The following is a 17927-nucleotide window of genomic DNA, read 5'->3' as shown; positions in this document are numbered from 1 at the left end:
CGTCGCCCCCTCTCTTTTTTTAGCTCGCCCCCACCCTTTTCCCCCCTTTGGTTGTGTTTGCCGGCGGGGGGGGGGGGGGGGGGGGGGCCCCCCCCCCCCCCCCCCCCGACCGCTCACCTCAGACCTCTTCGACCGAGCTCGGCTCGCGCCGGGACAGGTCGATGCCCAGCTCCTCCGCGGCGCGGAACACCTCGTCGTCGGTCTCGCGCATCTCCAGGGCCACGCCGTCGCTGGAGAGCACCTCGACGTTGAGGCACAGCGACTGCAGCTCCTTGAGCAGCACCTTGAACGACTCCGGGATGCCCGGTTCGGGGATGTTCTCGCCCTTGACGATGGCCTCGTAGACCTTGACCCGGCCGAGGACGTCGTCGGACTTGATCGTCAACAGCTCCTGCAGGGCGTACGCGGCGCCGTACGCCTGCATCGCCCAGCACTCCATCTCGCCGAAGCGCTGACCACCGAACTGCGCCTTACCACCCAGCGGCTGCTGCGTGATCATCGAGTACGGGCCGGTCGACCGGGCGTGGATCTTGTCGTCGACCAGGTGGTTGAGCTTCAGGATGTAGATGTAGCCGACCGCGATCGGGTCCGGCAGCGGCTCACCGGAGCGGCCGTCGAACAGCTGCGCCTTGCCGCTGGAACCGATCAGCTGCTTGCCGTCCCGGTTGGGCAGGGTCGACGCCAGCAGGCCGGAGATCTCCTCCTCGCGGGCACCGTCGAAGACCGGCGTGGCCACGTTGGTGTCCGGCTCCGACTCGTGCGCCTCGATGGAGCGCAGCTGGCGCTTCCACTCGGCGTCCTCGCCGTCGACGCTCCACCCCGTCTTCGCCACCCAGCCGAGGTGCGTCTCCAGCACCTGGCCGATGTTCATCCGGGACGGCACACCCAGCGGGTTGAGCACGATGTCGACGGGCGTGCCGTCCTCCAGGAACGGCATGTCCTCGATCGGCAGGATCTTGGAGATGACGCCCTTGTTGCCGTGCCGGCCGGCGAGCTTGTCGCCGTCCTGGATCTTCCGCTTCTGGGCGACGTAGACCCGGACCAGCTCGTTGACGCCCGGCGGCAGCTCGTCGCCGTCCTCGCGGGAGAAGGTACGCACACCGATGACCGTGCCGGTCTCGCCGTGCGGCACCTTCAGCGAGGTGTCGCGGACCTCGCGCGCCTTCTCACCGAAGATCGCGCGGAGCAGCCGCTCCTCCGGGGTCAGCTCGGTCTCACCCTTGGGCGTGACCTTGCCGACCAGGATGTCGCCGGGGACGACCTCGGCGCCGATCCGGATGATGCCGCGCTCGTCGAGGTCGGCGAGCATCTCCTCGCTGACGTTCGGGATGTCGCGGGTGATCTCCTCCGGGCCGAGCTTGGTGTCCCGGGCGTCGACCTCGTGCTCCTCGATGTGGATCGAGGTGAGGACGTCCTGCTGCACGAGGCGCTGCGACAGGATGATCGCGTCCTCGTAGTTGTGGCCCTCCCAGCACATGAACGCCACGAGCAGGTTGCGCCCGAGCGCCATCTCGCCCTCGTCGGTGCAGGGACCGTCGGCGATGACCTGGCCGGCCTCGACGCGGTCGCCCTCGAAGACGACCGGCTTCTGGTTCACGCAGGAGCCGGCGTTGGAGCGGCGGAACTTGTGCAGCAGGTACGTGCGGCGGTGGCCGTCGTCCTGGTGGATCGTGATGTAGTCGGCGCAGAGGTCCTCGATGACGCCACCGACCTCGGCGACGACCACGTCACCGGCGTCGACCGCGGCGCGGTACTCCATGCCGGTGCCCACGAGCGGGGACTCGGCCTTGACCAGCGGCACCGCCTGGCGCTGCATGTTCGCGCCCATCAGTGCCCGGTTGGCGTCGTCGTGCTCGAGGAACGGGATCATCGCGGTCGCGACCGAGGTCATCTGCCGCGGCGACACGTCCATGTAGTCCACGGCGCCCGGAACCACGTCCTCGGTCTCGCCGCCCTTACGGCGGCACAGGACCCGGTCCTCGGCGAAGGTGCCGTCGGCCTTCAGCGGCGCGTTGGCCTGCGCCTTGACGAACCGGTCCTCCTCGTCCGCGGTCAGGTAGTCGATCTGGTCGGTGACCCGACCGTCGACGACCTTCCGGTACGGCGTCTCGATGAAGCCGAACGGGTTGACCCGGGCGAAGGTGGAGAGCGCGCCGATCAGGCCGATGTTCGGGCCTTCCGGCGTCTCGATCGGGCACATCCGGCCGTAGTGGGACGGGTGCACGTCGCGGACCTCAAAGCCGGCCCGCTCCCGGGACAGACCACCCGGGCCGAGCGCGCTCAGCCGGCGCCGGTGGGTCAGGCCCGCCAGCGGGTTGGTCTGGTCCATGAACTGGGACAGCTGCGAGGTGCCGAAGAACTCCTTGATCGCCGCCACCACCGGGCGGATGTTGATCAGGGTCTGCGGCGTGATCGCCTCGACGTCCTGCGTCGTCATCCGCTCGCGGACGACGCGCTCCATCCGGGACAGACCGACCCGGACCTGGTTCTGGATCAGCTCGCCGACCGTGCGCAGGCGCCGGTTGCCGAAGTGGTCGATGTCGTCGGCCTCGTAGCCGTCCTCACCGGCGTGCAGCCGGCAGAGGTACTCCACGGTGGCGACGATGTCGTCCTCGGTCAGGGTGCCGGTCGTGATCGGCACCTCCAGCTCGAGCTTCTTGTTGAACTTGTAACGACCGACCTTGGCGACGTCGTACCGCTTCGGGTTGAAGAAGAGGTTGTCGAGCAGGGTCTGGGCGTTCTCGCGGGTCGGCGGCTCGCCAGGGCGGAGCTTCCGGTAGATGTCGAGCAACGCCTCGTCCGCGCCGGCGATGTGGTCCTTCTCGAGCGTGGTCATCATCAGCTCGGACCAGCCGAACCGCTCGCGGATCCGCTCGGCCGACCAACCGACGGCCTTGAGCAGGACCGTGACGGCCTGCCGGCGCTTGCGGTCGATGCGGACGCCGACGGTGTCGCGCTTGTCGATGTCGAACTCGAGCCAGGCACCCCGGCTGGGGATGACCTTGACGCTGGTGAGGTCGCGGTCGGAGGTCTTGTCCGGCTGCTTGTCGAAGTAGACGCCCGGCGAGCGGACGAGCTGGCTGACCACGACGCGCTCGGTGCCGTTGATGATGAAGGTGCCCTTCGGCGTCATCATCGGGAAGTCACCCATGAACACCGTCTGGCTCTTGATCTCGCCGGTGGTGTTGTTGGTGAACTCCGCCGTCACGAACAGCGGGGCGCAGTAGGTCAGGTCCTTCTCCTTGCACTCCTCGATCGAGGCCTTGACCTCGTCGAAGCGCGGAGCCGAGAAGGAGAGCGACATGGTGCCGGAGAAGTCCTCAATGGGACTGATCTCGTCGAGGATCTCCGCGAGACCCGAGCGTGCGTGCGGGTCGTCCGCCGACCGGCCCTGCCAAGCCTCGTTGCCGACGAGCCAGTCGAAGGACTCGTTCTGGATGGCGAGGAGGTTGGGGACCTCGAGGTGTTCGGTGATCCTGCCGAATGAAACTCGGCGGGGAGCGAATGCGCTCGACGTACGACTGGTCTTCGCAGGGCGGGAAGCTGCCAAGATGCGTCCTTCCGAGGACCGGTGCTGCAGAACGGCTGGTACGCGTGCACTCCAATGACCCCACCAGAAATATCCGGAAACGGACATTTCCGAGCAGGGGTCAAGTCGGAAGGCAGCGCAAACTAGCAGTGTAGCCGAGAGGCTAACCGCTGTCCAGCCCACCCCGCAGGTCGTCGCGGAACGTGCCTCGGGCCCCTCGAACCGGGGTCTCACCGGGCCGCTCGGAACGCGACGTTCCTGCCGGGCCGCTCGGGTGTGGCGGCCGATGGTGTCGCCGCTGCCATTACCCAAGTGGTGGCCGTTGCAAGCGCGGAAGGTCTTGCTGTGTCAGCGTGCCTGTCGGGCCGGTGCCGCGTCAAGGCCCGGCATCCGGGTCGCCGCGTCTTTCCCACCGACGGGCTACCGCCGGGCCCCGGCCGCCGGCCGGTTCGGGGCGTCGACGCCCTGCTCACACGCCTGCCGCCGGTCCACCAAGACGGCGGGCGGCGATCCACTGTCGGATCACCGCCCGCCGTGACGCGATGTGCCCCGGCTCACCGAGCCGGACGCGCGTCTGGTGGAACGTCAGGTCACTTGAGGGTGACCTTGGCGCCCTCACCCTCGAGCTTGGTCTTCGCCTTCTCGGCGGTCTCCTTGTTGGCCTTCTCCAGGACGGCCTTCGGAGCGGCCTCGACCAGGTCCTTGGCCTCCTTGAGGCCCAGGCCGGTCAGCTCGCGCACGACCTTGATGACCTGGATCTTCTTGCCACCGTCGGCCTCGAGGATGACGTCGAACTCGTCCTTCTCCTCCTCGACCGGGGCGGCGGCGGCCGGGCCGGCCGGGCCGGCGACGGCGACCGGAGCCGCGGCGGTGACCTCGAAGGTCTCCTCGAACTGCTTCACGAACTCGGAGAGCTCGATCAGCGTCATCTCCTTGAACGCGTCGAGCAGCTCGTCGGTGCTGAGCTTCGCCATGTCTGGCGTCCTTTCCTGAATCTGTTAGGTAAGAACTGGGTGCGCCGCGGGGCCTCAGGCCGCCTCGGCGCCCTCCTTCTCGCGCTTGTCCTGCAGGGCGGCCGCCAGACGGGCGGTCTTCGACAGCGGGGCCTGGAACAGGGCCGCGGCCTTGCTCAGGTTGCCCTTCATCGCGCCGGCCAGCTTGGCCAGCAGCACCTCGCGGGACTCCAGGTCGGCGAGCTTCGTGACCTCGGCCGCGGTGATGGCCCTGCCCTCGAAGACACCGCCCTTGATGACGAGCTTCGGGTTGGCCTTCGCGAAGTCGCGAAGCCCCTTCGCCGCCTCGACGACGTCGCCCGAAACGAAAGTCAGCGCGGTAGGACCGGTGAACATCTCGTCGAGGCCGGAAATGCCAGCGTCGGTCGCGGCACGCTTCGCGAGCGTGTTCTTCGCGACCGTGTAGCTGGTCTCCTGACCCAACGAGCGCCGCAGCTGCGTGAGCTGGGAAACCGTCAGACCGCGGTACTCGGTCAGCACCGTGGCGCCCGCGTTGCGGAAGCTCTCGGTCAGCTCAGCGACGGCCGTGGCCTTGTCGGCCCGGATCGGCTTGTCCGCCATGTCCCTCCTCTCTCGTTACTCGAGGCCGGTCACCGTCGTCGGCCGGAGCTTTCGACGGGAGCGCAGGCGCCACGACAACGAGAAAGGCCCCGGCGCAGGGCGCACGGGGCGAGGGCCGGCGCACGGACACGGTCGGCGGACCATGCTCAGCACCGAATTTCGCTTACCGCCCTGCGCGGGTCGCCCGTAGTCGCGGGACCTTCGACCGTGCCGGGGCACGGTGACCAGCGGTCTCTGGGTGGAACTTCGCGGCCTAGGTTACGCGAAAGGCCCGCGACCACCAAATCGCCCCCGGGTGCGCCGGGTCACTCCCCCGCGCGAGGGACCGGAGGCCGCGCCGGGGTCAGGGCCGGAAGCGCCGCCGCCACAGGTACGCCGCGCCGGCCGCCGCGCTCCAGGCCGCGGCCCAGGCGCTGAGCAGACCCACCCTCCACGCGGCCAGGTCGTCGGCGGCGGCCCGCGCGGTCGCCATCACCGGCGGCGCCAGCCACGGCGCCACCGACCCGCTGAGGCCGAGAACGACCGTGCCGACCCCGCCGAGCGCGAGCACCGCGACGCCGTAGCCCGCGCTGCCCGTCGAGGCGCGGCTGGCCAGCGCCCCGAGCGCCACCGCCGCGGGTACGGCCAGCAGGTGCGCCCACAGCCCGACGGCGATGCCCACCGGCACCGACCGGTCGCCCGGCTCCACGGGGCCGGCGACCCCGCCGACCAGCCACGGGAAGACCAGCGCGACGGCCACCGTGCCGAGCCCGGCCACGCCGGCCGCCAGCAGCCCGGCCAGTCGCTCCCGGCGCACCCCGACCAGCGCCTGGGCGAGCCGGCGCTGCACGTCCGGCTCGACGTCCAGCAGCACCTTGGTCTGCCAGGCGAGCACGGGGAAGAGCACCACGGCTGAGACGCCGTACGCCTCCCCCGGCTGCGCCCGGCCGCCGCCGTAGAGGACGCCGAGGGCCACCAGCCCGGCCAGCAGCGGGGCCAGCGCCCGCCCCGTACGCAGGAAGCCCGCCAGCCGCAGCCGGAGCAGCGCGGTCACCGCGGTCCCCCGGTCGTCCCGTCCGTGGCCTCCGGCGCCCGGACGAGGGGCGTCGCGCCGCCGTCCACGGCCCCCGTCGGCGGCCGCCGCGCGCCGTCGGGGACGCCGGGCCGGGCGGGTCGGCGTACGCGAAGGATCTGGTGGCCCTCGGCGCGCAACCGGGCGACGGTGCCGTCGACCCGCGCGGCCGGGACCGCGACCTCGACCACCGCCAGCGCCGCGTCCGCCGACGGGGCGGCCTCGGTGACCGTGCCGTCCGCCACCGTCCACCGGCGGGCGCCGGGCAACCGGGCGATCTCGCCGCGGTGGTCGCTGACCAGCACCGATCCGCCCGCCGCCGCCACCTCGTCGATCACCGCGGGCACCAGGTCCCGGGTCGCGGCGTCGAGGCCCTCCCACGGCTCGTCGAGCACCAGCAGGCCGGGTGGACGCAGCATCGCCTGGGCCAGGCCGACCTTCTGCGCGGTGCCCTTGGACAGCTCCGGCAACCGGACCCGGCGGAACGCGGACAGGCCCAGCCGGGCGGTCCAGTGGTCGACCGCGTGGTCGGCGGCGGCCGAATCGAGGCCGGCGACCCGCCCCATGGCGGTCAGGTAGTGCGCGACGGTGAAGGGCTGGTCGGCCGGGAAGCGCTCCGGGACCCACCCGACGTGCCGGGGTCGACCGGTGACCCGCCCCCGGCTCGGCCGCAGCACCCCGGCCGCCACCTGGAGCAGCGTCGACTTGCCCACGCCGTTGCGGCCGAGCACGACCACGACCTCACCGGGGCCGACCCGCACCGCGGCTTCCCGCAGCACCCACGGGCCCCGCCGCCGGTAGCGCAGCCAGACGTTCTCCAGGCGCACCGGCCGAGCATGCCACAACCGACACGGAACGGGGCGCCGCCACGATGTGGCGACGCCCCGTCACGGGTGCGGATGCTCAGCCCTCGGCCGAGGCCTCCTGCAGGTTCTTCACCACGTTGGGATCGACCGGGACGCCCGGGCCCATGGTGGTGGTGAGGGTGACCTTCTTGAGGTACTTGCCCTTCGCGGCGGACGGCTTGGCCCGCAGGACCTCGTCGAGGACCGCCGCGTAGTTGTCGATCAGCTGGGACTCGGAGAACGAGGCCTTGCCGATGATCAGGTGCAGGTTGGAGTGCTTGTCCACCCGGAAGGTGATCTTACCGCCCTTGATGTCCGAGACGGCCTTGGTGACGTCCATGGTCACGGTGCCGGTCTTCGGGTTCGGCATGAGACCGCGCGGGCCCAGGATCCGCGCGATCCGGCCGATCTTGGCCATCTGGTCCGGCGTGGCGATCGCCGCGTCGAAGTCGAGCCAACCGCCCTGGATCCGGGCGACCAGCTCGTCGGTGCCCACCTCGTCCGCACCGGCGGCGGCGGCCTCCTCGGCCTTCGCGCCGGCGGCGAAGACGATCACGCGGGCGGTCTTACCGGTGCCGTGCGGCAGGTTGACCACGCCACGGACCATCTGGTCCGCCTTGCGGGGGTCGACGCCGAGGCGCATGGCGACCTCGACCGTGGCGTCGAACTTGGCGGTGGTGGTGTCCTTGGCCAGCTTCACGGCCTCGGCGGGGGTGTAGAGCTTCGACCGGTCGATGACCTCGGCGGCCTTGCGGTAGCTCTTGCTGCGCTGCATGTTCTGCGTACTCCTGTGGTCTATGGCGGGCCGCGTCGTCCGCGCGCCCTCCCACGAACTGATCGGGTGAGTGCTGACCAGCGTCAGTCGTTGACGGTGATGCCCATCGACCGGGCGGTGCCGGCGATGATCTTCGCAGCCTGGTCGATGTCGTTGGCGTTGAGGTCGACCATCTTCTTCTCGGCGATCTCACGCACCTGGGCCTGCGACACCGAGCCGACCTTGTCCTTCTGCGGGACGCCCGAGCCCTTCTCCACGCCGGCGGCCTTGAGCAGCAGCCGGGCGGCGGGCGGGGTCTTCAGGACGAAGGTGAAGCTGCGGTCCTCGTAGACGCTGATCTCGGCGGGGACGATGTCGCCCCGCTGGGACTCGGTCTGCGCGTTGTAGGACTTGCAGAACTCCATGATGTTCACGCCGTGCTGGCCGAGCGCCGGGCCGACGGGCGGCGCCGGCGTGGCCTGGCCCGCCTTCAGCTGAAGCGTGAAAGTCTTGACGAGCTTCTTCTTCGGAGGCATGTCTCTTCCTGGGGCTTGAAACTGGGAAAGGTGCCGGCCGCAGGCGCGCACGGTCAGCGCGATGCGACAGCGACGACGTTCTAGAGTAGCGCAGCGTCCCGCCGCCGCCTGCGCCGAGGTCGGGCGGGAGGGCGGAACGGATACGCCGGCGGCGGGCCGCTGCCCACCGCCGGCGCTCCGGACGTCAGATCTTGGCGACCTGGTTGAAGTTCAGCTCCACCGGCGTCTCGCGGCCGAAGATCGACACCAGCACCTTGAGCTTCTGCTGGTCGGCGTTGATCTCACTGATCGTGGCCGGCAGCGAGGCGAAGGCGCCGTCGGTGACGGTGACCGAGTCGCCGACCTCGAAGTCGAGGACCTTGATCTCGGGCTTGGCCTTCTTCTGCTCGGTCTCGATCGCCGGCGCCAGCCACTTCAGCACCTCGTCGAGCGAGAGCGGGGCCGGGCGGTCGGCCCGGTCCGTCGCGCCCACGAAGCCGGTGACGCCCGGCGTGTTGCGCACGCAGGAGTAGGACTCGGCGGTCAGCTCCATCCGGACCAGGATGTAGCCCGGGAAGACCTTGGCCTGGATCTGCGACCGCTTCCCGTTCTTGACCTCCACCTCTTCCCGGGTCGGCACCTCGACCTGGTAGATGTAGTCCTCCATGTCGAGGCTCGTGATCCGGGTCTCGAGGTTGGTCTTGACCTTGTTCTCGTAGCCGGCGTACGAGTGCACCACGTACCAGTCGCCCGGCGCGTAGCGCAGCTTCTGCCGCAGCTCGGCGACCGGGTCGTAGTCCTCGTCCGGTGCGGGCTCGGTGGTGGGGAACTCCGGCTCGCTGGCGGCCTCGACCGACTCGTCACCAGCCGCCGTCGCCACCGTGGACTGCTCGTCCGTGGTCTCGGCGGTCTCGTCGTACTCAGGCACGCTCGCTCACTTCCGTCACTATCGGCTCAGTCGGCCGGTCAGCTGGGGTTGCCGAAGACCCACAGCACGCCCTTCGCGAAGGCGAAGTCAAGGCCGGCCACGATCGTCAGCATCACCGTGACGAAGGCGACCACCACGGCCGTGTAGGTCAGCAGCTCCTTGCGGGTCGGCCAGATGACCTTACGCAGTTCCGCCACGACCTCGCGGATGAATCGGGCGATGCGGCCGAACAGACCCACCCGCTCGGTTTCCGCCTTGGTCTTCGGACGGCTGTCCGCCGAATCCGCCTTCGCCCGCGAACGCGTCGCGGTGCCGCCGCGGGAAACCGGCTCCTCGGCGTCGGTGGCGTCGTCGTCGGCGACGACCTCGTCGTGCAGACGGTCGTCGCCGGCGTCCTCGCCGCGCCGCTTCTTGTCGGCCACTTCGCCCTCCGTCGCGGGATGTCGGGGTCGCACGCTGTCGGGCGTGCGCGGCGTTGGGTCACGCCGGCCGGACCAACCGTCCCGCGACGGGCCGCGGCCGGCGGATCAGCCGAGAGGGCCCGAATGCCTCGGAGCCACCCCGCCGATGCCACCACCACGGGCCGGACGCCGCCGTACGGCGGCGCGACCCACGGGAACGGTCAGGCCTGAGGCGCAGGGGTGACAGGACTTGAACCTGCAGCCTGCGGTTTTGGAGACCGCTGCTCTGCCAATTGAGCTACACCCCTGTGCGGCAATGCTCGCCCCGCCCGGTCATGAACGACCGTGCAGGGGTTACTTGCCCCACGGCGGACCAGTGTACGGGTAGCGGCACGACTTTCCCAACCGGTCTGCCCCTCGCGCGTCGGGAGCCTGGTCAGCGCGCTGCCCGGACGGTCGCCCGCGCCTGCGACAGCACCTTCTCGCCCCGGCAGACGGCGGTCACGTCGAGCCTGGTCAGGCCGTCCTCGGTGACCTCCCGGACCACCGCCGTGACCTCGATCTCGGTGCCCTCGTCGTCGTCCGGGACGACCACCGGCCGGGTGAAGCGGACGTTGTAGTCGACGATCGCGTCGGGCGCCCCGGCCCACTCGGCGACCGCGCGGCCGACCAGCGCCATGGTGAACATGCCGTGGGCGATCACGCCCGGCAGACCCACCTTCGTGGCGGTACGGTCGCTCCAGTGGATCGGGTTGAAGTCCCCCGAGGCGCCGGCGTAGCGGACCAGGTCCGCGCGCGTCACCCGGAACGTCCTGGCTGGCAGCTCCATCTCAGCCCTCCCCGCGTACGACGAGCTTCGACCAGACGGTCACCACCGGCTCGCCGGCCGGGGTGGCGACCTCGGTGCGGGTGGTCAGGAAGCCGTGCCCGCCACGGCTGCTGACGTCGTCGATGACGCTGACGCAGACCAGCTCGTCCCCCGCCACCACCGGGCGGGTGTAGGCGAAGCGCTGGTCGCCGTGGACGACGCGGCTGTAGTCGACGCCGAGGTCCGGGTCGTCGATGATCTGCTGGTTGGCCGCCATCGTGAGCACGATGGGAAAGGTCGGCGGGGCGACCACGTCCGGGTGGCCGAGCGCACGGGCGGCCTCCGGGTCGTGGTGGGCCGGATCGGCGGCGCCGATCGCCGTGGCGAACTCGCGGATCTTTTCTCGGCCCACCTGGTAGGGGGCGGTCGGCGGATACGTCCGGCCGACGAAGGACGGGTCCAGGGACATGCCGCGAACCTACACGCAAACGCCGATCGCCGATCCGTACGGTCGGCGGCGGCCGGAGCCACGCCGTCCCTACGGACCGGCGATCGGGAAATGCCAGAGGACCGGGCCGGCGGAGCGCCGGCCGTGGGTCAGCGGGTCTCGCGGTGGACCGTGTGCTTGCCGTCCCGCGGGCAGAACTTCTTCAGCTCGATGCGGTCCGGGTCGTTACGACGGTTCTTGCGCGTGATGTAGTTGCGCTCCTTGCACTCCACACACGCCAAAGTGATCTTCGGCCGGACATCGGTCGCCTTCGCCACGGCGGAGTGCCTTCCTCGCTACGGATAACAACTACGGCGCATCAGCCTACGCGCTGATGGCGCGGACATGCAAAGTGGGCGCCTGTGGCGCCCATCCCACCGACCGCCGGGAGCTGGCCCGGTGGACGAGAGTAGCGGTGGCCGGACTTGAACCGGCGACACAGCGATTATGAGCCGCTTGCTCTGCCATCTGAGCTACACCGCCGTGGCGGGTCCAGCCGGACCCTCTGAGCCCCCTTACGGAATCGAACCGTAGACCTTCTCCTTACCATGGAGACGCTCTGCCGACTGAGCTAAGGGGGCCTGCGCGATCTCCCCGGGGGGTGACGCGCAGGGGATACATTACACGGCCGTGCGGCGGAGATGAAATCGGATCCCCCACAGGGGCGTTTCCGCAGATCAGGGCACGGCCCGCAACCGGGGCAGCTCCCCCGGGGAGATCGTCTCCGGGTCCACCTGGGCGCCGAACCAGGCCTCCAGGCGCTCGTACGGCAGCGGCCGGCTGAACAGGAAGCCCTGGCCGATCTCACAGCCGATGTCCTGGAGCAGCTCCAGGGTCAGCTCGCTCTCCACGCCCTCGGCGACCACGGCCAGGCCGAACTGCTGGGAGAGCGTGACCACCGCGTTGACGATCGCCAGGTCGCCCGGGTCCGTCGCCATGCCCTGCACGAAGGAACGGTCGACCTTCACCTCGTGCACCGGCAGCCGGCGCAGGTGGGCCAGGGACGAGTCGCCGGTGCCGAAGTCGTCCACCGACAGCCGTACGCCGAGGTCGCGCAGCCGCCGCAGGGTCGGGATGGGCCGGTCGGTGCCGTCCAGCACCCCGGCCTCCTTGATCTCCAGCGTGAGCCGCTGCGGCGGTACGCCGTACTCGTCGAGCAGCTCCTTGACGCGGGCCGGGAAGTGCTGGTCGGTGAGCGTACGGGCGGAGAGGTTGACCGCGACGGCGAGCGGCTGGCCGGCGTGGGTCCAGTCCCGGCTGCGCCGCAGCCCCTCGCGGAGCACGAACTCGGTGAACCGGCCGAGCTGTCCGGTGTGCTCGGCCACCGCCACGAAGTCCTCCGGGGCGACCGTGCCGTGCGCCGGGTGCTCCCAGCGGGCCAGGCACTCCACGCCGACCAGCCGGCGGTCCCGCAGCGTCACCTTGGGCTGGAAGTAGACCTCCAGCTCGTCGTTGTCCAGCGCGCGCCGCAGGTCGCCGGCGAGGCCGAGCCGCCGCAGCGACCGGGACTCCAGCGCCGGGCTGAACAGCTGCACGCTGCCCGGCACGGACTTGGCTGCCGTCGCCGCCAGGTCCACCCGTTGCAGCAGGGAGGCGGCGTCGCTGCCGTGGTCGGGATGCACGGCGACACCGACCGCCGTGTCGACGTCGAGGGTGAGCGCGTCGAAGACCATCTCGTCGCGGATCTGCTCGCGCAGCTGCGCGGCCAGCTCCGTCGCCGCCTCGGCGCTCTCCAGCCGCAGCGTCACCAGGAACTCGTCCCCGCCGGCCCGCCCGACCAGGGCGGACGAGGGCACACAGGAACGCAGCCGGTTGGCGACCTCCACCAGGACCTTGTCGCCGGCGGCGTGCCCGAGCGACTCGTTGACCTGGCGCAGCCGGTCGACGTCGAACAGCAGCAGGGCCACCACCTCGCCGGGCGCCCGGATCTTGACGGCCTCCCCCAGCGCGTCGGTGATCCGCCGCCGGTTGGGCAGCTTGGTCAGCGTGTCGTGGCCGGCGTCGTGCCGGAGCCGGTCCACCAGCCGCGAGTTCTCCAACGCCACCGCCGCGTGCGCCGCCACCGTCTCGAAGAGAGGCACGTCGGTGCGGACGAAGTAGTTGCTGTCGCCCAGCCGGTTGGCGACCTCCAGCGTGCCGATGACCGCCTGACCGGACCGCAACGGTAGGACGATCACGTCCTTGACCCCGTGCGTCGAGAGCGGGGCGCGCAGGTCGGCGTCGGTCGTCAGTCCTCGACCGACGGCGACGGTGCGGCCCTCGTCCCGGGCCCGTTCCCGCAGGGCGGCCGGGGTCTTCGCGAAGTCGAGCAGACCGGGGGCGTCGTTACGCGCGGTCAGCAGCACCTCGGGGTGCCTGCCCTGGGCGGGCAGCCAGAGCGTGGCGTACTCCGCCTGCATGAGCGCCCGCACCCGGCCCAGGAGGGCGTCGGGCAACGTGCCGTACTCGCCGCTCTCGCTCACCGCGCGGCTCAGCTCGTACATGTCGGTGAGGGTGCGGTGCTGCCGGAAGAACTGCGCGTACGCCCGGTAGACGAGGGCCAGCGCGACGAGGAGGGCCCCCAGCAACAGCAGCGACCACCAGGTGGTCGCGATGAGAATGAGGACGATCATCCCGCTGGCGATGTTGATCATCGCGGCCAGGAGCGCGGGCGGCGACTGCCGGAGCGTGCCCCGGCCCGCCTGCCAGCCCTGCAACAGCGTGTGCACGCCGGCGACCGAGGCGATGCTCAGCAGGTTCACCATGCTGGCCGCGAAGAACAGCTTCAGCCAGGTGTCCGGGCCGACGCCCTCGACGGGCGGCAGGGCCTGGAGCACGAGGACGGCCAGCGACGAGCCCGCGGCCGCCCGGGCCACGTTGAACCAGAACTTCGTCGCGCCGAACCGGTGCCGGATGTGGGTCACGGCCGACGCGACCGTGTAGATCACGACGACCGTGAGTGGTTCCACGAGGTAGAACGCCAGGACCAGCGGGATCTCGGTCAAGGTCACGCCGAGGGACTGCCGCCGGACCGTGAAGTTCAGCACCGGGAGCCCGGCACCCACCATGGCCACGAAGAGTGGCAGCGCGAGCGACCACTCGCCGAACGGCTGTGGAGCGACCAGCCCGACCGCTGTCGTGCAGACGATGGCGATCAGGGCCAGAGGCCCGGTGATCAGCCACGCGTATTCAGTCGAGCGGGGGCCGGTGCGGCCACGACCCGCCATGCCGTGCCCCCTTACCGGCCCGCCGGTTCACGTCATCGAGCGATGTGTCAGCGAGGCGCGGGCATGTTCCAGATGACGTCGGCGGTCTGGAGATCTCCGGTCTCCCAGAGGTCACCGCCCAGGACGACGCTCGCGAGAGCGGCGAGTGCGAAAAGCGAGCCAAGCAGCCGGCCCAGCCTTCGACCAGACATGTTTGCTCCTGTCGGGGAAGTGTCACGGGGATGGTGAGGGTTCCACGATCGTGCCACAAGGCAGGTACCCAGAAAAGCCGTGCGGGCACCGCCGGACCGAGCGTCGGTGACGTTCCGCCGTTCGGCCCAAGGGGCGCCCCGACCGAGCCCTGATCACAGGGCTGAGTGGGCACCGTGCATTTCGCACATTGCGGAATGCGACCTTCCGCGCAATTGGGGGAAGGTCCGAGAGTCCAGACGTACCCACCCTCACCAGGGGCGACCTCGTGTCGAGGACGAGACTCGAGCGAACATCGACCACCATACTCGTTCTGCGCCAGCGCGCCAGGGGCTCTGACGAGGGACCGACAAAGCCCGTACCGCAGAGGCGGGCGGCGCCAGGAGGACGGCCCGCCGCCGGCCCTCGGGCCCCGGGCCCCGCACGGTGGCGGGAGGATTCCGCCGGGCACGCGAGCCGGGCCGTCGGGGACCGCCGGGCCGACGCACCCTCGGTCGCCCTTCGGCATCGGCCACCCGTCGCGGGACGTTGCGGTGGACGGTGGCCGAGGATCTGGGCGTCAGCGAATCAGCTGCCGGCGCCGGTGCGACAGGTCGGTGTGATGGTGGGCGCCGCGGTGGCAGTCGGGATCGGTGTGCACGGTTGCGCTCGTCAGCCGGGGCACGGCGTGGGTGAGCTGGTGTTCGGCGTCGGCCGCGATCTCGTGGGCGGCGACGAGGCTGAGGTGGGTATCCACGACCAGGTCGGCTTCGGCGTGGAGGCGGTGGCCGATCCAGCGGAGCCGGACCGTGGTGACGTCTCGGACGCCGTCGACGGCACGCAGCGTGGCTTCGGCCTGGTCGACGATGGCGGGGTCGACGGCGTCCATGAGGCGTCGGTAGACCTCGCGGGCGGCGTCCTTGAGGACGAAGCTGATGGCGACGGCGATGGCCAGGCCGACGACCGGGTCGGCCCACCGCCAGCCGAGGGCGGCCCCGCCGGCGGCGAGGAGCACCGCGAGGGAGGTGTAGCCGTCGGTGCGGGCGTGCAGGCCGTCTGCGACCAGGGCGGCGGAGCCGATACGGCGGCCGACGCGGATGCGGTAGCGGGCGACCAGCTCGTTGCCGACGAAGCCGACGAAGCCGGCGGCAGCCACCCAGGGCAGGTGGGTCACCTCGGCCGGGTGCAGCAACCGGGCGACGGCGGTCCAGGCGGCGGCGACGGCGGACGCGGCGATGACCGCGACGATGATGATGCCGGCGATGTCCTCGGCCCGGCCGTAACCGTAGGTGTAGGCGCGGGTGGCGGCACGCCGGCCGAGCACGAAGGCGATCGCCAGGGGTACGGCGGTCAGAGCGTCGGCGACGTTGTGCAGGGTGTCGCCGAGCAGCGCGACCGAGCCGGACAGCACGACGATGACGGCCTGGGCGACGGCGGTGATCCCGAGGCCGACGAGTGAGATCCACAGGGCGCGCAGGCCATCTCGGGAGGACTCCAACGCCGGGTCGACCTTCGCGCGGGAGTCGTGCGAGTGGGGGACGACCGCGTGGGTCAGCCGATGCCACCAGGCGGCGAGCCGACCCCCGTGATGGTGGCCGTGATCGTGCGGGTGGTCATGGCCCTGGTCGTGCTCATGATCGTGGTCGTGGTCGTGCTCGTGGTCGTTCACCGCGCCTCCCGACGTCCCGCACCGGATCGTGGACCGGCATTCCCGACGACGGCGATAATATGTGCTCATGTACGCACGCGACAATGTTGCAGGTGCCAATGACCTGCAACAACGCCTCCCTGCCGACAGCCAGGTCGAGGCAGCAACCGAGATGTTGCGGATGCTCGCCGACGGCACGCGGCTGCGGCTGATGTGGCTGCTCGCCGACGGCGAGCACGACGTGACCGGGCTGGTGGCGGCGCTGGGGGTGGCGCGGCCGGCGGTGTCGCAGCACCTGGGCAAGCTGCGGCTGGCAGGACTGGTCACGGTGCGGCGCGACGGCCGGCGCGCGTGGTACAGCGCCCGGGGAGGGCATGTGCGTCGGCTGGTGACCGAGGTCATGCACGCCGCGTCGCACCGGGTGGCGGGCATCCCCGAGCACGACTGACCGCGCCGGGCAGGGCACCACTCGACGGGCTTGGAGTGGGGGCCGGCGAACCACTCGCGGCCGGGCTGCGCTGAATACGTCGGCGACAGCGGAGAGCCGCTGACAGATCATGTGACGATGCCCGGTCAAGACGCCCTCGCCCGCCTCCAGGACGCCGCCGCCCTGTGGAGCGTCAACCCGGCCACGGCGGCCGACGTGATCGAGGCCGCCTGCGACTGCCTCATGGCGGGGGTCGACAGTCCGACCCTTCGGATCCTCGCCGGCGTCTCGCCCGAGAAGGGCAGCGAGAGCGACGAGCTGCGGCGTTGGCTCGAAGACGCTCTGGCGGAGCTCTCCCTGACCCACTACCGGGAGGGGAGTCGAGAGGGCGAGGAGGAGGCCCTCCGGGTCATGGCGCGGCGCGTGCTCGCGCACACCATCACGCCTCGCGACCTCGCGTCCTGGACGTACAGCTTCCTCGCCTGGGACGGCACCCCCCTGGCAGCCGAGCTGATCGCTCTTGAGGACGCCTACCTCTACGTGGATTCCGTCTACAACGGGCACCCGTACACGGGCACCACGACCGCGGACCTCGACGCGGACGTCGTGGCAGAAGCTCGGCGCCTGATCGGCGACACCACGGTCGAGAGCTGCTGAACCAGGGACGCTCATCCGAGCGCGTCGCCGATCTTGTCGTTCGTGGTGTCGTCTCCCCCGTCGACGCAGTCAGCGTCGACACGGGGCAGGACGGCGACGCCGTGGCCCAGGCGCCGGGCGCCCTCGGTCCGCGGGACACCCACGATCTACCCCGCGACCAGTCGTCGACGGCTGGGCTCAGCCGGACTCGGCCGGACAAACGACAACGGTCCCCGATCAGCATTCCTGCTGGTCAGGGGCCGTTGGCGCTCCTGGTGGCGGGTAGAGGATTCGACCCTCTGTACCTTCCGCGACGGATTTACAGGGCGTCTGCGATTTTTCCCCGGTCAGCGCCTCTGGGCTGCTGTTTCTCGCCGCCACACCGACACCGACCGATCAGCCGCCCACCATGTGCCCACGCCACGGAACGACGTCAGGATGGTGCCATATGTTCAGGCCGCTCTCCACTCGTCGGTCTCACACCCGACCTCGAAGCTCCACCAGCCCTCCGCCTTGCCTCGTAGCAGGGTCGCCTTGATCGCGGGGAGATCTGCACTCGCCGGTACGGTGAGAGCGACGAGAGGGAGTTCCTTGCTGAACGTCTCGCCGCCGAGGCCGAAGGGCGCTAACCGGTCGTAGACAGCTTGGGCGCTTGGTCCGAGTGGGCCGCGTGGCTTCGGCAGGACTCTAACGGTGCAGTTGCCCGACGCCTCGACCCGCCCGGTGGCCCAGCGAAGTCCGTCAGGACCCACTGCCGGCCCTCACACGGCTCGCATCTGCAACGTTCCGTTCCTTCAAGACGGCGTGGCTGAGGGAGACGTCGTGCGCTTCACAACACCCCACAGGCCCTCTTTGTCGTAGGGAAGCCACCCTTCCCGCGGAACGAACTTGAACCAGATCTTGATGAGCTGGTCTCCGGCAGGTAGGTCCCGGTCGGGTGCAGGTGAGGC

General features: G+C 70.5%; 19 protein-coding genes and 3 tRNA genes. 3 read left to right on the top strand and 19 right to left on the bottom strand.

The features are described from left to right. Positions 1 to 118: 118 nt before the first annotated feature. The 18 genes from AB0G08_RS18685 to AB0G08_RS18600 all read right to left on the bottom strand — a co-directional run bounded on the left by AB0G08_RS18685 (position 119) and on the right by AB0G08_RS18600 (position 15935). Complete coding sequence (locus AB0G08_RS18685) at positions 119 to 3550, bottom strand: DNA-directed RNA polymerase subunit beta (protein WP_358089222.1); 3432 nt, start codon at positions 3548 to 3550, stop codon at positions 119 to 121. Between the two features lie 569 nt (positions 3551 to 4119). Continuing rightward, a complete protein-coding gene (rplL, locus tag AB0G08_RS18680; protein ID WP_132230897.1) occupies positions 4120 to 4503 on the bottom strand; it encodes a 50S ribosomal protein L7/L12 in 384 nt (127 codons plus the stop codon). 54 nt (positions 4504 to 4557) lie between these two features. After that, complete coding sequence (gene rplJ, locus AB0G08_RS18675; RefSeq protein ID WP_088998343.1) at positions 4558 to 5103, bottom strand: 50S ribosomal protein L10; 546 nt, start codon at positions 5101 to 5103, stop codon at positions 4558 to 4560. 343 nt (positions 5104 to 5446) lie between these two features. Then, complete coding sequence (locus AB0G08_RS18670; protein WP_358089219.1) at positions 5447 to 6136, bottom strand: hypothetical protein; 690 nt, start codon at positions 6134 to 6136, stop codon at positions 5447 to 5449. Beyond that, positions 6133 to 6981: an ATP-binding cassette domain-containing protein gene (locus AB0G08_RS18665; RefSeq protein ID WP_358089216.1), complete on the bottom strand. Its 849-nt coding sequence runs from the start codon at positions 6979 to 6981 to the stop codon at positions 6133 to 6135. Before AB0G08_RS18665 ends, AB0G08_RS18670 begins: the two co-directional genes overlap by 4 nt. Positions 6982 to 7057: 76 nt before the next feature. Continuing rightward, positions 7058 to 7774 (bottom strand): 50S ribosomal protein L1, encoded by a 717-nt coding sequence (rplA, locus tag AB0G08_RS18660; protein WP_358089213.1) that lies wholly within the window; start codon positions 7772 to 7774, stop codon positions 7058 to 7060. A gap of 83 nt (positions 7775 to 7857) precedes the next feature. Beyond that, positions 7858 to 8289: a 50S ribosomal protein L11 gene (gene rplK, locus AB0G08_RS18655; protein WP_334607504.1), complete on the bottom strand. Its 432-nt coding sequence runs from the start codon at positions 8287 to 8289 to the stop codon at positions 7858 to 7860. A 184-nt stretch (positions 8290 to 8473) separates the two neighbouring features. Further along, the gene (gene nusG, locus AB0G08_RS18650) at positions 8474 to 9196 is read right to left on the bottom strand and encodes a transcription termination/antitermination protein NusG (protein ID WP_357872431.1); all 723 of its coding nucleotides are present in this window, start codon (positions 9194 to 9196) and stop codon (positions 8474 to 8476) included. Between the two features lie 38 nt (positions 9197 to 9234). Further along, on the bottom strand, positions 9235 to 9618 hold the full coding sequence (gene secE / locus AB0G08_RS18645) for a preprotein translocase subunit SecE (protein WP_358089210.1): 384 nt from the start codon (positions 9616 to 9618) through the stop codon (positions 9235 to 9237). 214 nt (positions 9619 to 9832) lie between these two features. Continuing rightward, a tRNA-Trp gene (locus tag AB0G08_RS18640) sits at positions 9833 to 9905 on the bottom strand. 128 nt (positions 9906 to 10033) lie between these two features. After that, a complete protein-coding gene (locus AB0G08_RS18635) occupies positions 10034 to 10426 on the bottom strand; it encodes a MaoC family dehydratase (protein WP_357872425.1) in 393 nt (130 codons plus the stop codon). Between the two features lies 1 nt (position 10427). After that, entirely contained in the window at positions 10428 to 10874 is a 447-nt protein-coding gene (locus AB0G08_RS18630) for a MaoC family dehydratase N-terminal domain-containing protein (RefSeq protein WP_358089207.1), read from the bottom strand. Positions 10875 to 11002: 128 nt separating this feature from the next. Beyond that, the gene (gene rpmG, locus AB0G08_RS18625) at positions 11003 to 11170 is read right to left on the bottom strand and encodes a 50S ribosomal protein L33 (protein WP_013288652.1); all 168 of its coding nucleotides are present in this window, start codon (positions 11168 to 11170) and stop codon (positions 11003 to 11005) included. 132 nt (positions 11171 to 11302) lie between these two features. Further along, positions 11303 to 11375: transfer RNA gene (locus AB0G08_RS18620), tRNA-Met, on the bottom strand. A gap of 25 nt (positions 11376 to 11400) precedes the next feature. Then, a tRNA-Thr gene (locus AB0G08_RS18615) sits at positions 11401 to 11473 on the bottom strand. Between the two features lie 96 nt (positions 11474 to 11569). Then, positions 11570 to 14098, bottom strand: coding sequence for a bifunctional diguanylate cyclase/phosphodiesterase (locus AB0G08_RS18610; RefSeq protein WP_358089204.1), 2529 nt, complete (start codon positions 14096 to 14098; stop codon positions 11570 to 11572). Positions 14099 to 14145: 47 nt separating this feature from the next. Then, a complete protein-coding gene (locus AB0G08_RS18605; RefSeq protein ID WP_357872415.1) occupies positions 14146 to 14289 on the bottom strand; it encodes a hypothetical protein in 144 nt (47 codons plus the stop codon). 557 nt (positions 14290 to 14846) lie between these two features. Further along, positions 14847 to 15935 carry a cation diffusion facilitator family transporter gene (locus AB0G08_RS18600; RefSeq protein ID WP_358089201.1) on the bottom strand — a complete coding sequence of 363 codons (1089 nt, stop codon included), beginning with the start codon at positions 15933 to 15935 and terminating at the stop codon, positions 14847 to 14849. 67 nt (positions 15936 to 16002) lie between these two features. Between AB0G08_RS18600 and AB0G08_RS18595 the strand changes: the two genes are divergently transcribed. Together AB0G08_RS18595 and AB0G08_RS18590 are read left to right on the top strand one after the other, a co-directional pair. Continuing rightward, the gene (locus tag AB0G08_RS18595; RefSeq protein ID WP_358089198.1) at positions 16003 to 16362 is read left to right on the top strand and encodes a metalloregulator ArsR/SmtB family transcription factor; all 360 of its coding nucleotides are present in this window, start codon (positions 16003 to 16005) and stop codon (positions 16360 to 16362) included. 117 nt (positions 16363 to 16479) lie between these two features. Beyond that, a complete protein-coding gene (locus AB0G08_RS18590; protein WP_358089195.1) occupies positions 16480 to 16998 on the top strand; it encodes a hypothetical protein in 519 nt (172 codons plus the stop codon). 431 nt (positions 16999 to 17429) lie between these two features. Here the strand turns inward: AB0G08_RS18590 and AB0G08_RS18585 are convergent, their stop codons facing one another. Further along, positions 17430 to 17729: a DUF4265 domain-containing protein gene (locus tag AB0G08_RS18585; RefSeq protein ID WP_358089192.1), complete on the bottom strand. Its 300-nt coding sequence runs from the start codon at positions 17727 to 17729 to the stop codon at positions 17430 to 17432. On the opposite strand from AB0G08_RS18585, the gene AB0G08_RS18580 reads away from it, so the two are divergent. Further along, positions 17671 to 17838: a DUF4265 domain-containing protein gene (locus AB0G08_RS18580; RefSeq protein WP_358089189.1), complete on the top strand. Its 168-nt coding sequence runs from the start codon at positions 17671 to 17673 to the stop codon at positions 17836 to 17838. The genes AB0G08_RS18585 and AB0G08_RS18580 overlap by 59 nt on opposite strands. Positions 17839 to 17927 lie beyond the last annotated feature (89 nt).

It is taken from the genome of Micromonospora sp. NPDC023644, from assembly GCF_040640115.1.
Classification (GTDB): Bacteria; Actinomycetota; Actinomycetes; order Mycobacteriales; family Micromonosporaceae; genus Micromonospora.
The sequence above is the reverse complement of the archived record's forward strand: the minus strand, read 5'-3'. Positions and strand labels throughout refer to the sequence as shown.

Coding starts and splice junctions, on each gene's coding strand:
- AB0G08_RS18605 (WP_357872415.1), bottom strand. CDS start 14,289: ATGTCTGGTCGAAGGCTGGGCCGGCTGCTTGGCTCGCTTTTCGCACTC.
- rplK (WP_334607504.1), bottom strand. CDS start 8,289: ATGCCTCCGAAGAAGAAGCTCGTCAAGACTTTCACGCTTCAGCTGAAG.
- AB0G08_RS18610 (WP_358089204.1), bottom strand. CDS start 14,098: ATGGCGGGTCGTGGCCGCACCGGCCCCCGCTCGACTGAATACGCGTGG.
- rplJ (WP_088998343.1), bottom strand. CDS start 5,103: ATGGCGGACAAGCCGATCCGGGCCGACAAGGCCACGGCCGTCGCTGAG.
- AB0G08_RS18590 (WP_358089195.1), top strand. CDS start 16,480: ATGCCCGGTCAAGACGCCCTCGCCCGCCTCCAGGACGCCGCCGCCCTG.
- rplA (WP_358089213.1), bottom strand. CDS start 7,774: ATGCAGCGCAGCAAGAGCTACCGCAAGGCCGCCGAGGTCATCGACCGG.
- AB0G08_RS18635 (WP_357872425.1), bottom strand. CDS start 10,426: ATGGAGCTGCCAGCCAGGACGTTCCGGGTGACGCGCGCGGACCTGGTC.
- AB0G08_RS18630 (WP_358089207.1), bottom strand. CDS start 10,874: ATGTCCCTGGACCCGTCCTTCGTCGGCCGGACGTATCCGCCGACCGCC.
- rplL (WP_132230897.1), bottom strand. CDS start 4,503: ATGGCGAAGCTCAGCACCGACGAGCTGCTCGACGCGTTCAAGGAGATG.
- AB0G08_RS18595 (WP_358089198.1), top strand. CDS start 16,003: ATGTACGCACGCGACAATGTTGCAGGTGCCAATGACCTGCAACAACGC.